A 17,637-nucleotide genomic window follows, 5' to 3' on the forward strand; every position below is an offset into this window, starting at 1 on the left:
TGTGCTTATAAAAACAGATTCGTGGAGCCTCGCCGATGAAATCCTTTGAAGTCAATTTTGACGGTCTTGTAGGCCCGACCCATAACTACGGCGGCCTGTCCTACGGCAACGTCGCTTCCCAGAGCAACAGCCAGCAGGCTTCCAACCCCAAGGAAGCGGCGCTGCAAGGCCTGGCGAAAATGAAAGCGCTGATGGACATGGGGTTTGTCCAGGGCGTGCTGGCCCCGCAGGAGCGCCCGGATGTGGCCGCCCTGCGCAGCCTCGGTTTCGCCGGCAGCGATGCGCAGGTGATCGAACAGGCCGCCAAACAGGCGATGCCGCTGCTGGTCGCCAGCTGCTCGGCGTCGAGCATGTGGGTGGCCAACGCCGGCACCGTCAGCCCGAGTGCCGATACCGCCGACGGTCGCGTGCATTTCACCGCCGCCAACCTCAACTGCAAATATCACCGCAGCATCGAACACCCGACCACCAGCCGCGTGCTGGGGGCGATGTTCGCCGATGCCAAGCACTTCGCCCATCACGCGGCGCTGCCTGCCGTCGCCCAGTTTGGCGACGAAGGCGCGGCCAACCACACGCGTTTCTGCCGTGAGTACGGCGAAGCCGGTGTCGAGTTCTTCGTCTTCGGCCGCAGCGCCTTCGACACCCGCTACCCGGCCCCGCAGAAATACCCGGCGCGCCAGACCCTCGAAGCCTCCCAGGCGGTCGCCCGGCTGCACGGCCTGAGCGACGACGGTGTGGTCTATGCTCAACAGAACCCGGCGGTGATCGACCAGGGTGTGTTCCACAACGACGTGATCGCGGTGGGTAACGGCGAGGTGTTGTTCTACCACGAGGATGCCTTCCTCGACACCGAGCAGATGCTCGCCGAGTTGCACGGCAAGCTGGCCAAGCGTGGCGGTAACTTCCAGTCGATCTGCGTGCCGCGCTCGAAAGTGGCGGTGGAAGACGCGGTGCGTTCCTACCTGTTCAACAGCCAGCTGCTGAACCGTGCCGACGGCGGCATGCTGCTGATCGTGCCGGAAGAGTGCCGCGCCAATCCGCGGGTCTGGGCTTACTTGCAGGAACTGACCAGCTCCGGCGGTGCGGTTCGCGAGGTCAAGGTCTTCGACCTCAAGCAGAGCATGCAGAACGGCGGTGGCCCGGCGTGCCTGCGCTTGCGCGTGGCGCTGAAGGAAAACGAACTGGCGGCGGTCAATCCGGGGGTTATCATGACGGCGCCGTTGTATGGCACGCTGACCCAGTGGGTCGACAAGCACTACCGCGACAGCCTGCGTGAAAGCGACCTGGCTGACCCGCAATTGTTGCTTGAGTGCCGAGCGGCATTGGATGAACTGACGCAAATCCTTAAACTGGGCTCGGTTTACCCATTCCAGATCAATTGAAGGCCGCCGCTTGGTCTTTGCGCGCGGCGTTTTACTTCCAGACGAGAGCCTAAAACATGAGCGATACCCTGCAGCTGATCCTTGAAGACACCGATGGCACTCAACTGGAAACCTCCTGCACCCGCGTCGCGGTGATCTGGCAGGGCAAGGAATTGTGGATTCAGCACGACGGCCGCGGCCAACTGCTGATCGGTGTCGATGTCGAGGAAGGCGACGCCGAATACGCCAACCTGCTGTTGCGCCCGCTGGCGACCAACCTGGTCAGCCTGCAACTGGAGATGGAGCCGGCCGAAATCGGCGAGGACGACCATGTCCACGGCCCCGACTGCGATCACCATCACTGATTAAGGAATAGCGCATGCTCGCCCTCGGCAAACTGCTTGAACTGACCCTTGCCGGTCATGAACCGGCGGAGAAGACGCAACTGACGGTCGAAGGTGTGCGCATGCGCTGGCTGAGTGAGGGCGCACTCGAAGTGCGACCTCCCGAGGCCCGGGACAATGGGCTGGACCTGCTGTTGTCCGCTGGTATCCACGGTAATGAAACAGCGCCGATCGAGTTGCTCGATCGGCTGTTGCACGACATTGCCCGGGGCGACCTCAAGCCCCGGGCCCGTATTCTGTTCCTGTTCGGCAACCCGGAAGCGATGCGTCGCGGCGAGCGCTTTGTCGAGCAGGACGTCAACCGGCTGTTCAACGGCCGGCATGAGCTGAGCAGTGGCAGTGAAGCCTTGCGCGCTTGCGAGCTGGAACGCCTGGCGGCGAGTTTCTTCAGCCTGCCGGATCGCCAGCGCCTGCACTATGACTTGCACACCGCCATTCGTGGCTCGAAAATCGAACAGTTCGCGCTCTATCCCTACAAGGAAGGGCGCGCCCATTCCCGCCGCGAGCTGGCCCGCCTGCGCGCGGCCGGGATGACGGCGGTGTTGTTGCAGAACAAGCCCTCCATCGTCTTCAGCAGCTACACCTACGACAAGCTGGGCGCCGAGTCCTTTACCCTTGAGCTGGGCAAGGCCCGGCCATTCGGGCAGAACGAGGGCGTGGATGTCTCTCGCCTGGAGTTGCGTCTCAAGCAGATCATCGAAGGCCGCGAGCCGGTCACCGATGAAACGCTGGAAGGTTTGCAACTGTTCAGCGTCGCGCGGGAAATCATCAAGCACAGCGACAGCTTCCTGATGCACTTGCCGGTGGATATCGAGAACTTCTCGGAACTGCCCAAGGGTTACCTGCTGGCCGAGGACCTGGCGAACAGCCGCTGGGTCGTGGAAGAGCAGGGCGCCCGGATCATTTTCCCCAACCCGAAGGTGAAAAATGGCCTGCGGGCGGGGATCCTGGTGGTGCCGTCCAGCAATGAGACGCTGGTTTAGCGCGGTTTTACCCAGGCTCGCGGTGCCAATCCCAACTCTTCACGCAAGCCGTTTTCGGTGAAGGGTGTCGGGTTGGTATCCAAGGGTGGAGTGCTTGGGTCTGCATCGAAATCGAAGGGCCTGACCTCAGCCGGCAGGCCTATGGCTTGGAGTTCTTCATTCGGCACTCTACGTGTGGACTTGTCGTCACGCGGACCGTCGAAGCCATCCCCGGGGAAAGAGGTTCCGGTCACTCTGTTATAGACATGGCAGAGTTCGTGGTAAAGCAATACGACCCCGGGGGTTGCGTCGATTTCAATGGCGGGGTTGTAGTGAATGCTTCCCCCTGGGAGTCCATCTCCCGCACGGGTATCCCGGATGTAGGGATCGCCCGTGGTCCGGGCATCGACCAGAAACAGCGCATTCCTCTCATACTCCAACGGGTTGATCACGACGGTGATGCCATGTTTCTTGGCCGTTTTATCCAGTACCGATAAAAGCTGGCTGCCCCGGGGAGAGCCGCCCAGAAGCCTCAGGTCGTCATTGACCCGGTCCTGAAATGCCGGAGGGCCGTTGACCAGGATACCGGTCTGCTGCAGATTCAGGTTGCCGAGCAGGGTTATCTGAAAGCCTTCGGAAGACGATGGGTGAACACGCAATTGCTCGGCATTGGCGGGTGGTTGGGGAGCAACCTGGAACAATTGGTCGCGGCCATCGTTGCTGAAGACGCTATCCGTCGGTTTGATCAACATGACCGTGTCCCGGCCTGCTCCGGTGTAGATGGTGTTGCTCCCGACGCCTGCCAGGATGGAGTCGTCGCCGTCGTTTCCACTGAGGATGCTGTGTCCCTGGCCACCGATCAGCAGATCGTTGCCTTGGCCGCCGTCAAGCAGGTGGCGACTGTCGTCCCGGCTGGAAGTGGCGCTGATATGATCATTGCCGGCCCCGCCGTAGATGGTTGCGTCACCTTCGACAAAGATCATGTCGTTGCCTTCCCCGGCCTCTATATAGGCCTTGCCCTCGCCTGTGGTGATGAAGTCGTCGCCTGGGCCGGCATGGATCTGGGTTTCACTGCCTTCGCTGTGGATCACATCGTCGCCGTCGGCCGTTTCGACGATAACCTGGATGCTCACCTGTTCGTCCACCGTCACCCGGTCCGGGCCGCCGCCGGTGCGGATGATCAGCTTCTGCTCGAAAGAGGCCGGGTTGATCAGGTAACGCTCATGGTTGATGTCGACTATCAATTGCTCCTGCGGGCAGTAGACCCTGATGGTGTCAGCACTGTCGCCGGTGGTGAAGATCAGGTAATCCAGCGGCGGGTATCCTGGCCTGTAGGGGGTCGAAACGATCTTTCGCTCTATCAGGACCGGGTCATTCTCTGCCGAGAGTCGGTAGATTGAGGTCGGTTTGTAGTCGTCCGGGTATTCCTGGACGATCTGGTAGTGTTCATCAATGGAACGAGCACTACCGTCTATCAGGCGCTCGGACCTGGCCGGCGGGATGTCGGGAAAATGGTTCATGAAGGCTCCGTTAAAGTCGGGTGCGGATGGACGGCGAATCCGTTTACTCTTCCCGGTATTGCTTGCGCGGCGGAATACCGAACTCCAGGCGCAGCCCGTTTTCGGTAAAGGCCTCGGGGTTGGTGGTCAGGGGCGGTGTCGCGGGATTGGCGTCGAAGTCGAAGGCCGGGGCGTGAGCCGCCAACCCGACGGCCTGGAGCTCCGCGTTGGGGACCGAGTCGCGAGGCTTGCCCGCGTCCACACCGTCTGCCCCCCAGCCGGGAAAAATCGTCCCTGTCACGTGGTTATAGGCATGGCACAGCTCGTGGTAGAGATGAACGATGCTGGTGACTTCGCCCTTGAGAAACGAGGGGTCGTAATACACCGTACAACCGAGGGCCGGAGCTCCGGCCTTGCCATCGTGGATAAACGGGTCGCCCTGCTGCGCGCGTCCCGGGAAGCACATGCCGTTTTCTTCCTCGGTCAACTCCTTGATCAGCACGGGCACGCCGCTCTTGCGCGCGATCTGACCCAGGGCACCCAGTAGTTGCTGGCCGTTATCGGAGCCCAGCAGCAGTCTGAGGTCGTCATTGACCCGTTCCTGGAACCGGGGCGTGCCATCGACGATCACGCCGCAACTGTCCAGTCCCTTGGCGGCGATGATGACGCCAGGATCATCGGGAATCGTCGAAGGCGTGGGTTCGGAGGCGGAGTAGGCATTGAACAATTGGACGTCGGGTCTCAGGTGGGCGACGAAGTCCGTGCCTGTTCCGGTGTAAATGGTCGTGCGGCCGGGACCGGGGGTGATCTGATCGTCGCCGTCGCCTCCGCTGAGCACGTTGTGGCCTTTGCCGCCTGATAGCACATCGTCGCCCTGGCCACCGTCGATGAAACAACTGCCTTCGCCTGCGCTCAAGGTGTCGTGGCCCCGGCCTCCATAGACGGTCATGGGGCCGTTGCCATGGGCGCTGACAATATCGTCGCCGTCTCCGGCTTCGATATAGCTGGCGCCGGAGCGCGTGAAAATCCGATCGTCGCCAGGTCCCGCATCGACCTTGGTGAAGCCTCCCCCGCAAAACAATCGGTCGTTTCCCGCTCCTGAATGGATGAACACCGCGATCCGTACCTTGTCGTCCACCCTGATATCGTCATCGCCACCTTGTGTGTCCAGCACGATGACCTGCCCGGAGGAGACGGTTGTCAGGTGATAACGCCAGCCATTGATATCCAGCACCAGATGATCGGACTGGTACAGATGCACGCGGTTGTCGCGGCCACCGATGGTGAAGCGCAGATGATCGGCCGGTCCCCGGTAGTCGGGCGGGGCCTTGAGTTGCTGGCGTTCCACCCGGACGTTTTTATCCAGGTGGAGCCGGTGGGTGTGCAGGATCCTCTGGTCGTCCGGGTACTGGTTCAAGGGCTCGACAAGGGGATGTGCGGTTTCGATGGTGCCGTCGATCCAGTGTTCCTGGTGAGGCATGATCGGCTGGCTTGGGCCAAGTCTGGAGAAGTCGTTCACGTTGAGGTGTCTCCGCAGGCGGTGGTTCTCGAAAGCCCTGGTAGGGCGAAATGTCGAGTTCACTTAACTGCAAAGACGAAGCGGGGAGAGCGTAGATAGTTATGCGTTGGCAATGACCTGCCGGCCCGGGCCGGCAGGTGCGGGGCAGTCAGACCGCCAGTTTCTGCGCTGCCGGGCGCGGCAGCGCACGCAGTTTGTGCAGGGTGTCGGCGCAGGTTTTCGCCGCTTCCTGGCCCTTGTGCACGAAGTGATCGAAGAAGAACTTCTGGTGTTCTTCACCGGCGTGGAAGTGGTGCGGGGTCAAGACCACCGAAAACACCGGCACTTCGGTGTCCAGCTGGACCTGCATCAGGCCGTCGATCACCGCGGTGGCGACGAAGTCGTGGCGATAGATCCCGCCGTCGACCACCAGGCCCGCGGCGACCACGCCGGCATAACGCCCGGATTTGGCCAGCAGCTTGGCATGCAGGGGGATTTCGAAGGCGCCGCCGACTTCAAAGAAATCGATATCGCTTTCCTGATAACCCAGCTTGGCGATTTCCGAGACAAAGCCGTGGCGTGCCTGGTCGACAATGTCTTTGTGCCAGCAGGCCTGGATAAAGGCGATACGTTGGTTGTGATGAATGGTGGTGGGTTGCATCTGTTCTGACTCCTGTTTGTGTGAAAAACAGGGCGATATGAATCGAATGGGATTCAAGGGTACGTTCAGCGTCGCCGTGGGATGCTCGCAGGCCTCTACGGATTCAGCGGACGGCCCCTGGGTGTCAATCCCGTTCTCTCTTCATCCGGACTATGACCGTCGGCCCCGGGATCACACCGGGTCTGCTGACCTTGTCGACCGACGGCCAAGGCCGTGGAAATCGTCAAGCGCTCGCGGGCTAGACGCATTGCGCGCCATTACCGCCGGTGGGGAGTTGCACCCCGCCCTGAGAACGTTGCCGCCAGACTTTCTGGCGGCGCTGAGTTTTTAACATATATTTTCAGGGGGTGCATGTCGTCGTTTCGATAATGACTATCGAAATTCTTCAGTAAACGCCGGCCCGGCCTGTCGTCGAACAGGCTGAAACGACCCGGGGTACAGGGACGCCGGATGTACGCAAGTTGAACAAGTTGTTGCGGTATTGGCCGAATTTGGCCGTGAATGAGGCAGCAGGCCGTCCAATTGACGGTTTCTATCGTATAAACACGCTGTACCCAAGGCGCAGGGCCGATATAATGCGGCCCTTTGCAAGTCGCAAACCCTTTTGGATGTGATGCACTTGCGTTTGGCCGCAGACTCCGTGGAAGAACCTATGAAAAGCGCAGAAATCCGTGAAGCCTTCCTTCGCTTCTTCGAACAGCAAGGCCACACCCGTGTAGCCTCCAGCTCTTTGATTCCGGGCAACGACCCGACCCTGCTGTTCACCAACGCGGGGATGAACCAGTTCAAAGACTGCTTCCTGGGTCAGGAAAAGCGCGCCTATACCCGCGCGGTCAGCAGTCAGAAATGCGTGCGCGCCGGCGGCAAGCACAACGACCTGGAAAACGTCGGTTACACCGCCCGTCACCACACCTTTTTTGAAATGCTCGGCAACTTCAGCTTTGGCGACTATTTCAAGCGTGATGCGATCACCTTCGCCTGGACCTTCCTGACTTCCGACAAGTGGCTGAACCTGCCGAAGGAAAAGCTCTGGGTCACGGTCTACGCGACCGACGACGAAGCCTACGATATCTGGACCAAGGAAGTCGGCGTGCCGGCCGAGCGTATGGTCCGTATCGGTGACAACAAGGGCGCCCCTTACGCCTCCGACAACTTCTGGACCATGGGCGATACCGGCCCGTGCGGCCCTTGCACCGAGATTTTCTACGATCACGGCGCCGATATCTGGGGCGGCCCACCCGGCTCGCCGGAAGAAGACGGCGACCGCTACATCGAAATCTGGAACAACGTGTTCATGCAGTTCAACCGCACCGCCGATGGCGTGTTGCATCCGCTACCAGCGCCGTCGGTGGATACCGGCATGGGCCTGGAGCGGATCAGTGCGGTGTTGCAGCACGTTCATTCCAACTATGAAATCGACCTGTTCCAGAGCCTGCTGAGCGCTTCGGCCCGGGCCATCGGCTGCACCAACGACAACCAGGCATCCCTGAAAGTCGTCGCCGACCATATTCGCTCCTGCGGCTTCCTGATTGCCGACGGTGTGCTGCCGTCCAACGAAGGTCGTGGCTACGTGCTGCGTCGGATCATTCGTCGCGCTTGCCGTCACGGCAACAAGCTGGGTGCCAAGGGCAGCTTCTTCTACCAGATCGTTGCGGCCCTGGTCGCCGAGATGGGCGAAGCCTTCCCTGAGCTGAAATCCCAGCAGGCGCATATCGAGCGTGTGCTCAAGGCTGAAGAAGAGCAGTTCGCCAAGACCCTGGAGCAAGGCCTGAAGATCCTCGAGCAGGACCTGGCCGAACTCAAGGGAGCGGTCGTCCCGGGTGACGTGGTGTTCAAGCTCTACGACACCTACGGTTTCCCGATGGACCTGACCGGTGACATCGCCCGCGAACGCAACCTGACCCTCGACGAGGTCGGTTTCGAGCGTGAGATGGAAGCCCAGCGCGTGCGTGCCCGTTCGGCCAGTTCCTTCGGCATGGACTACAACAGCCTGGTCAAGGTCGACGTCGCCACCGAGTTCACCGGCTACAGCGCTACCAGCGGTTCGGCGAAAGTCGTGGCGCTCTATAAAGAAGGGCAGTCGGTCGACGTCTTGAATGAAGGCGAAGAGGGCGTTGTCGTCCTGGACCAGACGCCATTCTATGCCGAGTCGGGCGGCCAGATAGGTGATTGCGGTTATCTCAAGGCGGCTGCCGGTCGCTTTGATGTACGCGACACCACCAAGACCGGCGGCGCGTTCCTGCACCACGGTGTCCTGGCGCAAGGCAGTTTGCTGGTCGGTGCCCAGGTTGAAACCCAGGTGGCCGCTGATGTGCGTCACGCCACTTCCCTGAACCACTCGGCCACGCACCTGCTGCACGCCGCGTTGCGCCAGGTGTTGGGCGAGCACGTCCAGCAGAAGGGATCGTTGGTCGACAGTCAGCGCCTGCGCTTCGACTTCAGCCACTTCGAAGCCATCAAGCCTGAGCAGCTCAAGGCCCTGGAAGACATCGTCAACGCCGAGATCCGCAAGAACTCGGCGGTGGAAACCGAAGAAACCGATATCGACACCGCCAAGAAAAAAGGCGCCATGGCGCTGTTCGGCGAGAAGTACGGTGACAGCGTTCGGGTACTGAGCATGGGCGGCGACTTCTCCGTTGAGCTGTGCGGCGGTATCCACGCCAACCGCACCGGCGATATCGGCCTGCTGAAAATTACCAGCGAAGGCGGCGTCGCCTCGGGCGTACGGCGTATCGAAGCGGTCACGGGGGCTGCGGCACTGGCCTACCTGAACGCCGCGGAAGAGCAACTCAAGGAAGCCGCGAACCTGATCAAGGGCAGTCGCGACAACCTGATCGACAAGCTGTCGGCGGTGCTGGAACGCAACCGCCTGCTGGAAAAGCAGCTGGAGCAATTGCAGGCCAAGGCCGCCAGCGCGGCGGGCGACGACCTGTCGGCTGCGGCCCTGGACGTCAAGGGCGTCAAGGTCCTGGCCGTGCGTCTGGACGGGCAGGATGGCAAGGCGCTGCTGGCGCTGGTCGATCAACTGAAAAACAAACTCGGTCGCGCAGTGATCCTGCTCGGCAGTGTCCATGAGGAAAAGGTCGTTCTGGTCGCAGGCGTGACCAAGGACCTGACTGGCCAACTCAAAGCCGGTGATCTGATGAAACAAGCCGCTGCGGCAGTGGGCGGGAAGGGCGGCGGTCGTCCGGACATGGCGCAAGGCGGCGGTATCGACGCTGCGCAACTGGATGCCGCACTGGCCCTGACCGTGCCGTTTGTCGAACAGGGCGTTTAAAGGCCGCGACGGGTGCCTGTTGTCTAGTGGCAGGCACCGCAGCTGTGAAGTTGAATGATTAATGGGCGCCCCTTTACGGGCTGAGGCGGCTTAGAAATGGCTTTGATCGTACAGAAATTCGGAGGTACCTCGGTCGGCTCCGTCGAGAGAATCGAGCAGGTAGCCGACAAGGTTAAGAAGTTCCGTGAAGCCGGCGATGACCTGGTGGTTGTACTGTCCGCGATGAGCGGCGAGACCAACCGCCTGATCGAACTGGCCAAGCAGATCAGTGGCGATCAGCAACCGGTTCCCCGTGAACTGGATGTGATCGTTTCCACCGGCGAGCAGGTGACCATCGCCTTGCTGGCCATGGCACTGATCAAGCGTGGTGTGCCGGCGGTCTCGTACACCGGCAACCAGGTGCGAATCCTGACCGACAGCGCGCACAATAAGGCGCGCATCCTGCAGATCGACGATCAGAAGATTCGTGGCGATCTGAAGGCCGGTCGCGTGGTAGTGGTCGCTGGTTTCCAGGGCGTCGACGAGCACGGCAATATCACCACCCTCGGGCGTGGCGGTTCCGACACCACCGGCGTGGCCCTGGCGGCGGCCTTGAAGGCTGACGAATGCCAGATCTACACCGACGTCGATGGCGTCTACACCACCGATCCGCGCGTCGTCGCCCAGGCCCAGCGCCTGGACAAGATCACCTTCGAAGAGATGCTGGAAATGGCCAGCCTCGGTTCCAAGGTGTTGCAGATCCGTGCGGTCGAGTTCGCCGGCAAGTACAACGTTCCGCTGCGCGTCCTGCACAGCTTCAAAGAGGGTCCGGGTACCCTCATTACTATTGATGAAGAGGAATCCATGGAACAGCCGATCATTTCCGGCATCGCCTTCAACCGCGATGAAGCCAAGCTGACCATCCGTGGCGTGCCAGACACCCCCGGCGTGGCCTTCAAGATTCTCGGCCCGATCAGTGCCGCGAACATCGAAGTCGACATGATCGTGCAGAACGTTGCGCACGATAACACCACCGACTTCACCTTCACCGTGCACCGCAATGACTACCAGGCCGCGCAAACCGTCCTGGAAAACACCGCGCGTGAGATCGGTGCCCGTGAAGTGATCGGCGACACCAAGATCGCCAAGGTGTCGATCGTCGGTGTCGGCATGCGCTCCCACGCTGGCGTGGCCAGCCGGATGTTCGAGGCCCTGGCCAAGGAAAGCATCAATATCCAGATGATCTCGACCTCGGAGATCAAGGTCTCCGTGGTGATCGGAGAGAAGTACCTGGAGTTGGCGGTACGGGCGCTGCACACGGCTTTCGAGCTCGATGCCCCGGCCCGACAGGGCGAGTAACGCCTAGTCCCCAAGGGCGCGGTTGAACCGCGCCCTTTGTTTTTCTTGATGGGCGTGGGTGGGTGCTGTTCTTTTGCCTGCGCTGGTCAATACTCAGGGGTGTAGGGCGATGGCTATATAGCCTGTAAGCCGAAGCCCTTTTTGCAGACTGTTGTCCCTGAACTGAAGTGCGTGTAGGAGAAAGGTATGCTGATTCTGACTCGTCGGTGCGCAGAGAGCCTGATCATCGGTGACGGTGAAATCACTGTGACCGTGCTTGGCGTCAAAGGAAATCAAGTACGAATTGGGGTCAATGCCCCCAAGGAAGTGGCCGTACACCGTGAGGAAATCTACCTGCGGATCAAGAAAGAGAAGGACGAAGAACCAAGCCATTAATTTTATTTGATTTTTTGCTTTGCAAACGGGGAAAAGGTTGGTTATTATACGCCCCGTGTTGCGGAGAGGTGGCCGAGTGGCCGAAGGCGCTCCCCTGCTAAGGGAGTACACCTCAAAAGGGTGTCGGGGGTTCGAATCCCCCCTTCTCCGCCATTATTTGTGTAGTACGTGTAGATCTGGCTTCTTCGGTAAGTTGTTGAAATTACTAGAAAAAAGCGCTTTACAAAAAGATTTCACGGCCTATAATGCGCGGCATCAAATGCACTCGTAGCTCAGCTGGATAGAGTACTCGGCTACGAACCGAGCGGTCACAGGTTCGAATCCTGTCGAGTGCACCATTTAAGCGTTGTTGGTAGTGATACAAATAACGTGGCTTCAACCAGTTGTGATCTGGTCTAAAAACACACCTGCACTCGTAGCTCAGCTGGATAGAGTACTCGGCTACGAACCGAGCGGTCACAGGTTCGAATCCTGTCGAGTGCACCATACACCAAGAAGCCCGCACTGGTTGCGGGCTTTTTGCTGTCTGGCGTTTGAGTATGTGACGTCGGCTAGCCTTTGACACATCCTTTCTCATCCAGCACCACCAGACTGCTGCGGCCCCGTTTCAGGTTGTAGTGATAACGCGTTGCGGTGTTGCTTGTGCTGATCCGATCCGGCCTGCCCAGGGCGCTTTCCACTTCCAGTCGACTCATGCCAGGGCGAACCTGCTGGTTGATGATTGCCCGGCGTTTTTCCTGTGGACTTAATCGATTGGCGCAGCCGTCATCGTGCTCGCCGACTACGACCAGGGGCTGAGGGCTGGGTGGGGCGGCCGAGGTTGGCGTCTTCGCGCGAGGGGCCGATGTCGCCCGGCTTCCGAGCGAGGGGTTGTGTGCTCGCTGGGGTTGCAGCGTTTCGTTTGATGCACATCCCAGCGTAGTAAAGGTGATATGGCCGCTGTCGCTTTCGCAGCGATGGACGATGGTGGCGTCGGCCGGGAAGGGCAGGCAGAGTGCGAGCAATAGCGATAGATGGCTTCTGGGCAGCATCGGACGTCCTCCTTGACGATCATTCACTCAGCCTAGCCGTGGGCTTTCGCCTGGGGCGTGTGTTTTCTTTTCAGGATGAGTCGTCGTAGGGGAAAGGCTGGCGCTAAAGCGCTCGGCTGGGTATCGCAAGCGCTTGTTCTTGCCAAGATTTTTGGTCTTGAGGGCGTGGGGACGGTGTATGATTGCGCCCGTCAGCCCCGCCGGGGTTTTTGGAATATTTCCATGGACTTACCCAGTAGTTACTTAATCTCTCGTTGTGCCAATCACGAATTGACTGATTGATCCTTCCGGCGTGCCCCGCTGCTGGGAGTGGAGTTCGCCTATGACCGAAGTTGAAGTAAAGAAAAGCCAGGACAGCCTGCAGAACCGTCTTGCCCAGGTCATCGACCTGCTGCAGCGTCAGCGGGTGGTCGAAGACCTGACGCATCGTCAGGACGGCCCTCATCGCGACCGGGTGGAAAACCTGGTTCACCGGCAGAACCTCGTCGAGCTGCAACGCAAGCTCGATGACCTGCATTCCGCCGACGTCGCCTATATTCTCGAAGCCTTGCCCCTGGACGATCGCCTGACCGTCTGGCAGTTGGTCAAGGCCGAGCGCGACGGCGATATCCTGCTTGAAGTGTCCGACTCCGTCCGTGAAACCCTGATCGCCGACATGGACGACCAGGAGCTCCTGGCCGCCGCCAAGGAAATGGACGCCGACGAACTCGCTGACCTGGCTCCCGAGCTGCCGCGAGACGTTGTCCACGAACTGATGGAAACCCTCGATGGCCAGCAGCGTGAGCGTGTTCGCTCCGCGTTGTCCTATGACGAGGAACAGGTCGGCGCGCTGATGGACTTCGAGATGGTCACCATCCGCGAAGATGTCAGCCTGGAGGTGGTATTGCGCTACCTGCGTCGGCTCAAGGAGCTGCCGGGGCATACCGACAAACTGTTCGTGGTCGATTACGACGGCGTACTCAAGGGCGTGCTGCCGATCAAGCGGCTGCTGGTCAACGATCCCGAGAAGCAGGTCGCCGATGTCATGGCCGGCGACCCGGTGAGCTTTCATCCGGATGAGGACGCCTACGATGCGGCCCAGGCCTTCGAACGTTATGACCTGATTTCCGCGCCCGTGGTGGACAAGAACGGCAAGCTGATCGGCCGTCTGACCATCGACGAAATGGTCGACCTGATCCGTGAGGAAAGCGAAAGTGAAGTCCTCAACATGGCCGGTCTGCGCGAAGAAGAGGATATCTTTGCCTCGGTCTGGAAATCCCTGCGCAACCGTTGGGCGTGGCTGGCAATCAACCTGATCACGGCCTTTGTCGCTTCGCGGGTGATCGGGCTGTTCGAGGGCTCCATCGAGAAGCTGGTGGCCCTGGCTGCGCTGATGCCGATCGTTGCGGGCATCGGCGGCAACTCGGGCAACCAGACCATCACCATGATCGTACGGGCCATGGCGCTCGACCAGGTCAGCACCGGCAATACCTCGCGGCTGATGCGCAAGGAGCTGGCGGTGGGGTTGATCAACGGCCTGGTGTGGGGTGGGGTGATCGGCGTAGTCGCCTACCTGCTGTACGGCAGTTGGTCGCTGGGTGTGGTGATGACTGCGGCCATGACCCTCAACCTCCTGCTGGCAGCCTTGATGGGGGTGCTGATCCCCATGACCCTGGCGCGCCTGGGGCGCGACCCGGCGATGGGGGCGAGCGTGATGATCACCGCCATGACCGACAGTGGCGGTTTCTTCATCTTCCTGGGGCTGGCGACCATCTTCTTGCTCTAGGCGGTTCCCCGCCAAATCCCGGGCAAAAAAAAGCCAGCACACCGCTGGCTTGAGCTTTCAGGGATGAATCAGCTGGCGTCCGCCATTTCGGCGTCATGGGCGATCAGCGACACGAGTGCATTCTGCTGGCGATGGGAAAGCTGGCGGAAACGCTGGAGCAATTCTCGCTCATGCAGAGAGAGCTCAGGGCTGTCCAGCCGCATGCTCAACTCGTCGCCCAGTGCACCTTCCTGAATAAGGCTTTGCTCCAGGCGTGCAATGATCTCGGAATTCATGCTGCGGTGATGGTTACGAGCCACCTCGGCGATGCGTTCACGCATTCCATCGGGCAGACGCACGACGAACTTGTCAGCCGTACGGCTGGAATAAATTGCCTGTTTCAATGGGCGCATAGTTTTAAACCGGTTAGTTCAGGGGAGCGGTTCTCGGAATTGGCCGCAGGATGTCAGTAGGACAGCATGCTTGGCCAAATGTTCAACCTGAATTGAAATGAGGCCCGCATCATGCCTCATATTTGCCAGATCCTTGGCGTCAATTCTGTGACAAATATTGAACTGGACAAAGGCAATATGCCAGCACCAATTATCAGAAATGCGTACTGGTTTGAAAGTTTCACCCAGTCGCGGCCCTCTGATCGGCCATCCCGGGCCTGTCAGGAAGCGTCTGGCCAGCACGGCGCGGATTTTAACCGCTGGCCTGACCTTTTGCTTCTAATGTTAAAGCGTAGTGGCAATTTGCTGGTTTTCTAGTCTTCGGAGGTGCGCAAGACCGGATCGAAGCGGATTTTCCGACCAGCGAACAAGGCCAGGACGAAAAAGCCGCCAAACAGACAGCTGGCGACGACCAACGGTAGGGTGAAGGCGTCGGCGGGTGCCATCCACAGGGAGGTGCTGGCGAGCAGGGTCAGGATCAGGAAGGTGATGGCGTATCTGGACATGGGAATTCCTTGGTGGAGTGGGCTCAGAACGTCAGCCGGACCGTTTCGCCGGTGGCGACGGTTGCCTGGCGTTGTTCGCCCAGGGCGCTGCTGTGGGTCAGGTGATCGCTCATGACTGCCCGTTGTGCGGCTTGTCGCGGGTCTGCATGGGTGTAGGGCAGGGACTCTGGCGCCGGTTGAAAGTGGAAAGCGGTCAGTGCGATCAATGCCAAGGCATTCAATGTCAAAAGAATGGGCGTATTCATCGAAAGGCTCTCCATGACTGATGCTGAATCAGGCGGTTTTCCGTGGAGAGAGTCAGAGCAGGCTGCGTGCCAAGCTTTTTATCAGAAAAAACGCTTTTAAAACAATAGCTTGAATTTTGTTTTGGACGTGTGGAGCATGCACTTTGCAATGATGGCGTTTTGTAATAATGCAAAATGCCCGATGAGGTGTCTGACAGTCGTTACCCCAGGGCGCTAGCGGTTTCTCAACACGGGTCGGGCTGCACCCGCGGAAGGTGGCCTACGGTTAAAAAGCCCAGGGACGACATGACAAACGACGGCATGCCCGTTAACATGCACGCCGTCCTTCGCGCCGCCTGTCCTGGTGGCCGAGCGTTGTCCCAGTAGCTCAATTGGATAGAGCATCCCCCTCCTAAGGGGAAGGTTGGCCGTTCGAACCGGCCCTGGGACACCATCTAATTCCAAACGTCCTGTCACAACACCTCATGGGAGATTTTCCGCTTGTGGTGCGCAATGACGCCCCTTATAAGAGGAGTCTTTTTACTCTCGACAATGGATGGAAGGATGCGAGCCATGAGTGAAGCTTGGAGTGAAGGCTATTTCACGGACGAAGGTTACACCTACGGGTATAGCCGGGAAATCAATCCAGTATTCCAGCGCTACTGCTTGTTGTTGCGTGGTTTTGCAAGTCTGGAGAGCGCGAGCGCCTCTCACTGCGAGTTGGGTTTTGGCCAAGGTGTTTCGGTCAATATCCACGCGGCGGCCAACCCGGGCAGCTACGTCGGTACGGACTTCCACCCCGCCCAGGCGGCTCATGCCAACGCGTTGGCAGCCAGCTGCGGCAGCAATGCCCAACTCCATGACGACAGCTTCGAACAATTGCTGGCCCGTGATGATTTGCCACAATTTGACAGCATCAGCTTGCATGGCATCTGGACCTGGGTCAGTCGAGATAACCAAAAACTGATTGTCGAATTCGCTCGTCGATATCTCAAGCCCGGTGGCTTGCTATATATCAGCTACAACTGCTTTCCCGGCTGGTCACCTTCCGCGCCGCTGCGTCAGTTGTTCAGCCTGCACGACCGCTTTGCCTCCCACGCTTCCATGCGCCCGACCGAACGTATCGATGCAGCGCTGCAATTTTCCGAGGCGCTACTGGCGGCGAATCCTCAATACGCCAACGCGGCCCCGAACATCGGCGCCAAACTGCAGAGTATCAAGGGGCAGAATCGCCAATACGTTGCCCATGAGTATTTCAATCGCGACTGGAACTGCATGTACTTCACTGACGTGGTGGATGCTCTCTCTGCCGCCAAGCTCGACTATGTCACGACGGCCGCGCCGCTGGATTCGGTAGACCCGCTCAACCTGAGCGTCGAAGGTATGGCGTTTCTGGAGGGGATCGAGCACCCGATCATGCGTGAGCAGGCGCGTGACTATTTCGTCAATCAGCATTTCCGTCGAGATCTGTACCTGCGCGGCGCCAGCAGGCTGTCCGCTGCGGAACAGCGCGAGAGCATGCTCAATACCCGTTTTGTCTTGCTGCAGGCGGCAGAAAGCGTACCGGGCGTTGTCAGCGGTCCGGCAGGGGAAGCCTCGCTGCAAGCCGAGATATACGCCCCGGTACTTGAAGCCTTGGCGGCCAAGGCCTATGTGCCGAAAACCTTGCGGCAGTTGTTGGCGGCTACGCCACTGGCTTATGGCGACCTGGAACAGGCTATTAATGTGCTGGTCGGTATGGGCGTAGCGGCGCCCTGCCAGAGCGAAGCGGCTGAGAAGTTGGTGCTGGCGCGTTGCAGTGCCCTCAACCTGCATTTGTGTAAGCGTTCGTTGTTCAACAACCAGATCCAGACCTTGGCCAGTCCGGTGACCGGAGGTGGTGTGCCGGTCAGTCGCTTCCAGCAATTGTTCCTGATATCGATCAAGCAAGGTAAAAAGCACCCGGCTGAATGGGCACAACTGGCGTGGGGCATCATCAGCGAACAAGGTGAGGGTATCGTCAAGGACGGTAAGGCCCTGAGCACGGCCGAAGAAAATATGGCCGAGTTGTTGACGCAGGCTGAAGCATTTGAAGAGAAATCGTTGGTCATTCACAAGGCGTTGAAAATCGTTTGATCGTCGATAGATCCGCGTTGTGGCTAGGTATCAGGCGGGAGGGGGCAGCCTGAAGCGGGAATAGGGTCTGATTACCGCTATTGCTCTATATAGAAGAAGGCCGATCCCTTGGGGTCGGCCTTCTGCATTTCCGGGCCTTTTTGACGCTTGTGACAGAAAAGTGAAAATAAGCGTTGACGGGAAATTCCAC

15 protein-coding genes, 4 tRNA genes and 1 riboswitch are annotated in these 17,637 nt (G+C 59.6%); of the genes, 12 read left to right on the plus strand and 7 right to left on the minus strand.

The genetic code is table 11. The features are described from left to right. Positions 1-35 precede the first annotated feature (35 nt). The 3 genes from astB to astE are packed head-to-tail and all read left to right on the plus strand — an operon-like array spanning position 36 to position 2,748. A complete protein-coding gene (gene astB / locus M5C71_RS32585; RefSeq protein WP_248769623.1) occupies positions 36-1,382 on the plus strand; it encodes an N-succinylarginine dihydrolase in 1,347 nt (448 codons plus the stop codon). Between the two features lie 56 nt (positions 1,383-1,438). Next, entirely contained in the window at positions 1,439-1,726 is a 288-nt protein-coding gene (locus tag M5C71_RS32590; RefSeq protein WP_103496542.1) for a topoisomerase II, read from the plus strand. 14 nt (positions 1,727-1,740) lie between these two features. Next, on the plus strand, positions 1,741-2,748 hold the full coding sequence (astE, locus tag M5C71_RS32595; protein ID WP_103496541.1) for a succinylglutamate desuccinylase: 1,008 nt from the start codon (positions 1,741-1,743) through the stop codon (positions 2,746-2,748). On the opposite strand, the gene M5C71_RS32600 is transcribed toward astE, so the two are convergent. The 3 genes from M5C71_RS32600 to M5C71_RS32610 all read right to left on the minus strand — a co-directional run bounded on the left by M5C71_RS32600 (position 2,745) and on the right by M5C71_RS32610 (position 6,385). Then, positions 2,745-4,247 (minus strand): M91 family zinc metallopeptidase, encoded by a 1,503-nt coding sequence (locus M5C71_RS32600; protein WP_248769624.1) that lies wholly within the window; start codon positions 4,245-4,247, stop codon positions 2,745-2,747. The two genes, astE and M5C71_RS32600, sit on opposite strands and share 4 nt — an antisense overlap. Before the next feature lie 43 nt (positions 4,248-4,290). Beyond that, complete coding sequence (locus M5C71_RS32605; RefSeq protein ID WP_103496539.1) at positions 4,291-5,745, minus strand: M91 family zinc metallopeptidase; 1,455 nt, start codon at positions 5,743-5,745, stop codon at positions 4,291-4,293. Positions 5,746-5,893: 148 nt separating this feature from the next. After that, a complete protein-coding gene (locus M5C71_RS32610; RefSeq protein WP_103496538.1) occupies positions 5,894-6,385 on the minus strand; it encodes a 6,7-dimethyl-8-ribityllumazine synthase in 492 nt (163 codons plus the stop codon). A 128-nt stretch (positions 6,386-6,513) separates the two neighbouring features. Then, a riboswitch (FMN riboswitch) is annotated at positions 6,514-6,683 on the minus strand. A gap of 354 nt (positions 6,684-7,037) precedes the next feature. Between M5C71_RS32610 and alaS the strand changes: the two genes are divergently transcribed. The 6 genes from alaS to M5C71_RS32640 all read left to right on the plus strand — a co-directional run bounded on the left by alaS (position 7,038) and on the right by M5C71_RS32640 (position 11,861). Next, a complete protein-coding gene (alaS, locus tag M5C71_RS32615; RefSeq protein ID WP_103496537.1) occupies positions 7,038-9,662 on the plus strand; it encodes an alanine--tRNA ligase in 2,625 nt (874 codons plus the stop codon). 96 nt (positions 9,663-9,758) lie between these two features. Next, positions 9,759-11,000: an aspartate kinase gene (locus M5C71_RS32620; RefSeq protein WP_103496536.1), complete on the plus strand. Its 1,242-nt coding sequence runs from the start codon at positions 9,759-9,761 to the stop codon at positions 10,998-11,000. Between the two features lie 186 nt (positions 11,001-11,186). Continuing rightward, positions 11,187-11,375, plus strand: a complete 189-nt coding sequence (gene csrA, locus M5C71_RS32625) for a carbon storage regulator CsrA (RefSeq protein ID WP_002554426.1) — start codon at positions 11,187-11,189, stop codon at positions 11,373-11,375. A 62-nt stretch (positions 11,376-11,437) separates the two neighbouring features. Next, a tRNA-Ser gene (locus M5C71_RS32630) sits at positions 11,438-11,528 on the plus strand. Positions 11,529-11,636: 108 nt separating this feature from the next. Then, positions 11,637-11,713 (plus strand) — tRNA-Arg (locus M5C71_RS32635). A 71-nt stretch (positions 11,714-11,784) separates the two neighbouring features. Beyond that, positions 11,785-11,861: transfer RNA gene (locus M5C71_RS32640), tRNA-Arg, on the plus strand. A 65-nt stretch (positions 11,862-11,926) separates the two neighbouring features. Here M5C71_RS32640 and M5C71_RS32645 read toward each other — a convergent pair. Then, positions 11,927-12,406, minus strand: a complete 480-nt coding sequence (locus M5C71_RS32645) for a cell envelope protein SmpA (protein WP_103497684.1) — start codon at positions 12,404-12,406, stop codon at positions 11,927-11,929. Positions 12,407-12,728: 322 nt separating this feature from the next. On the opposite strand from M5C71_RS32645, the gene mgtE reads away from it, so the two are divergent. Further along, positions 12,729-14,171: a magnesium transporter gene (mgtE, locus tag M5C71_RS32650; RefSeq protein ID WP_103497683.1), complete on the plus strand. Its 1,443-nt coding sequence runs from the start codon at positions 12,729-12,731 to the stop codon at positions 14,169-14,171. Positions 14,172-14,239: 68 nt separating this feature from the next. Here mgtE and M5C71_RS32655 read toward each other — a convergent pair whose 3' ends face one another. The 3 genes from M5C71_RS32655 to M5C71_RS32665 all read right to left on the minus strand — a co-directional run bounded on the left by M5C71_RS32655 (position 14,240) and on the right by M5C71_RS32665 (position 15,353). Then, positions 14,240-14,563 carry an Arc family DNA-binding protein gene (locus M5C71_RS32655; RefSeq protein WP_103497682.1) on the minus strand — a complete coding sequence of 108 codons (324 nt, stop codon included), beginning with the start codon at positions 14,561-14,563 and terminating at the stop codon, positions 14,240-14,242. 353 nt (positions 14,564-14,916) lie between these two features. Beyond that, positions 14,917-15,108: a PA3371 family protein gene (locus M5C71_RS32660; protein WP_103497680.1), complete on the minus strand. Its 192-nt coding sequence runs from the start codon at positions 15,106-15,108 to the stop codon at positions 14,917-14,919. Positions 15,109-15,131: 23 nt separating this feature from the next. Further along, complete coding sequence (locus M5C71_RS32665) at positions 15,132-15,353, minus strand: hypothetical protein (protein ID WP_103497679.1); 222 nt, start codon at positions 15,351-15,353, stop codon at positions 15,132-15,134. A gap of 356 nt (positions 15,354-15,709) precedes the next feature. Between M5C71_RS32665 and M5C71_RS32670 the strand changes: the two genes are divergently transcribed. Together M5C71_RS32670 and M5C71_RS32675 are read left to right on the plus strand one after the other, a co-directional pair. Continuing rightward, a tRNA-Arg gene (locus tag M5C71_RS32670) sits at positions 15,710-15,786 on the plus strand. Between the two features lie 119 nt (positions 15,787-15,905). Then, a complete protein-coding gene (locus M5C71_RS32675; protein WP_248769625.1) occupies positions 15,906-17,447 on the plus strand; it encodes a class I SAM-dependent methyltransferase in 1,542 nt (513 codons plus the stop codon). Positions 17,448-17,637 lie beyond the last annotated feature (190 nt).

It is taken from the genome of Pseudomonas sp. MWU12-2345 (genome assembly GCF_023242385.1).
GTDB lineage: Bacteria > Pseudomonadota > Gammaproteobacteria > Pseudomonadales > Pseudomonadaceae > Aquipseudomonas > Aquipseudomonas gingeri_D.

What these genes read in the sequence shown, in the direction of transcription:
- astB (WP_248769623.1), top strand. Translation starts at nt 36, where the DNA reads ATGAAATCCTTTGAAGTCAATTTTGACGGTCTTGTAGGCCCGACCCAT.
- M5C71_RS32590 (WP_103496542.1), top strand. Translation starts at nt 1,439, where the DNA reads ATGAGCGATACCCTGCAGCTGATCCTTGAAGACACCGATGGCACTCAA.
- astE (WP_103496541.1), top strand. Translation starts at nt 1,741, where the DNA reads ATGCTCGCCCTCGGCAAACTGCTTGAACTGACCCTTGCCGGTCATGAA.
- M5C71_RS32600 (WP_248769624.1), bottom strand. Translation starts at nt 4,247, where the DNA reads ATGAACCATTTTCCCGACATCCCGCCGGCCAGGTCCGAGCGCCTGATA.
- M5C71_RS32610 (WP_103496538.1), bottom strand. Translation starts at nt 6,385, where the DNA reads ATGCAACCCACCACCATTCATCACAACCAACGTATCGCCTTTATCCAG.
- alaS (WP_103496537.1), top strand. Translation starts at nt 7,038, where the DNA reads ATGAAAAGCGCAGAAATCCGTGAAGCCTTCCTTCGCTTCTTCGAACAG.
- M5C71_RS32620 (WP_103496536.1), top strand. Translation starts at nt 9,759, where the DNA reads ATGGCTTTGATCGTACAGAAATTCGGAGGTACCTCGGTCGGCTCCGTC.
- csrA (WP_002554426.1), top strand. Translation starts at nt 11,187, where the DNA reads ATGCTGATTCTGACTCGTCGGTGCGCAGAGAGCCTGATCATCGGTGAC.
- M5C71_RS32645 (WP_103497684.1), bottom strand. Translation starts at nt 12,406, where the DNA reads ATGCTGCCCAGAAGCCATCTATCGCTATTGCTCGCACTCTGCCTGCCC.
- mgtE (WP_103497683.1), top strand. Translation starts at nt 12,729, where the DNA reads ATGACCGAAGTTGAAGTAAAGAAAAGCCAGGACAGCCTGCAGAACCGT.
- M5C71_RS32655 (WP_103497682.1), bottom strand. Translation starts at nt 14,563, where the DNA reads ATGCGCCCATTGAAACAGGCAATTTATTCCAGCCGTACGGCTGACAAG.
- M5C71_RS32660 (WP_103497680.1), bottom strand. Translation starts at nt 15,108, where the DNA reads ATGTCCAGATACGCCATCACCTTCCTGATCCTGACCCTGCTCGCCAGC.
- M5C71_RS32665 (WP_103497679.1), bottom strand. Translation starts at nt 15,353, where the DNA reads ATGAATACGCCCATTCTTTTGACATTGAATGCCTTGGCATTGATCGCA.
- M5C71_RS32675 (WP_248769625.1), top strand. Translation starts at nt 15,906, where the DNA reads ATGAGTGAAGCTTGGAGTGAAGGCTATTTCACGGACGAAGGTTACACC.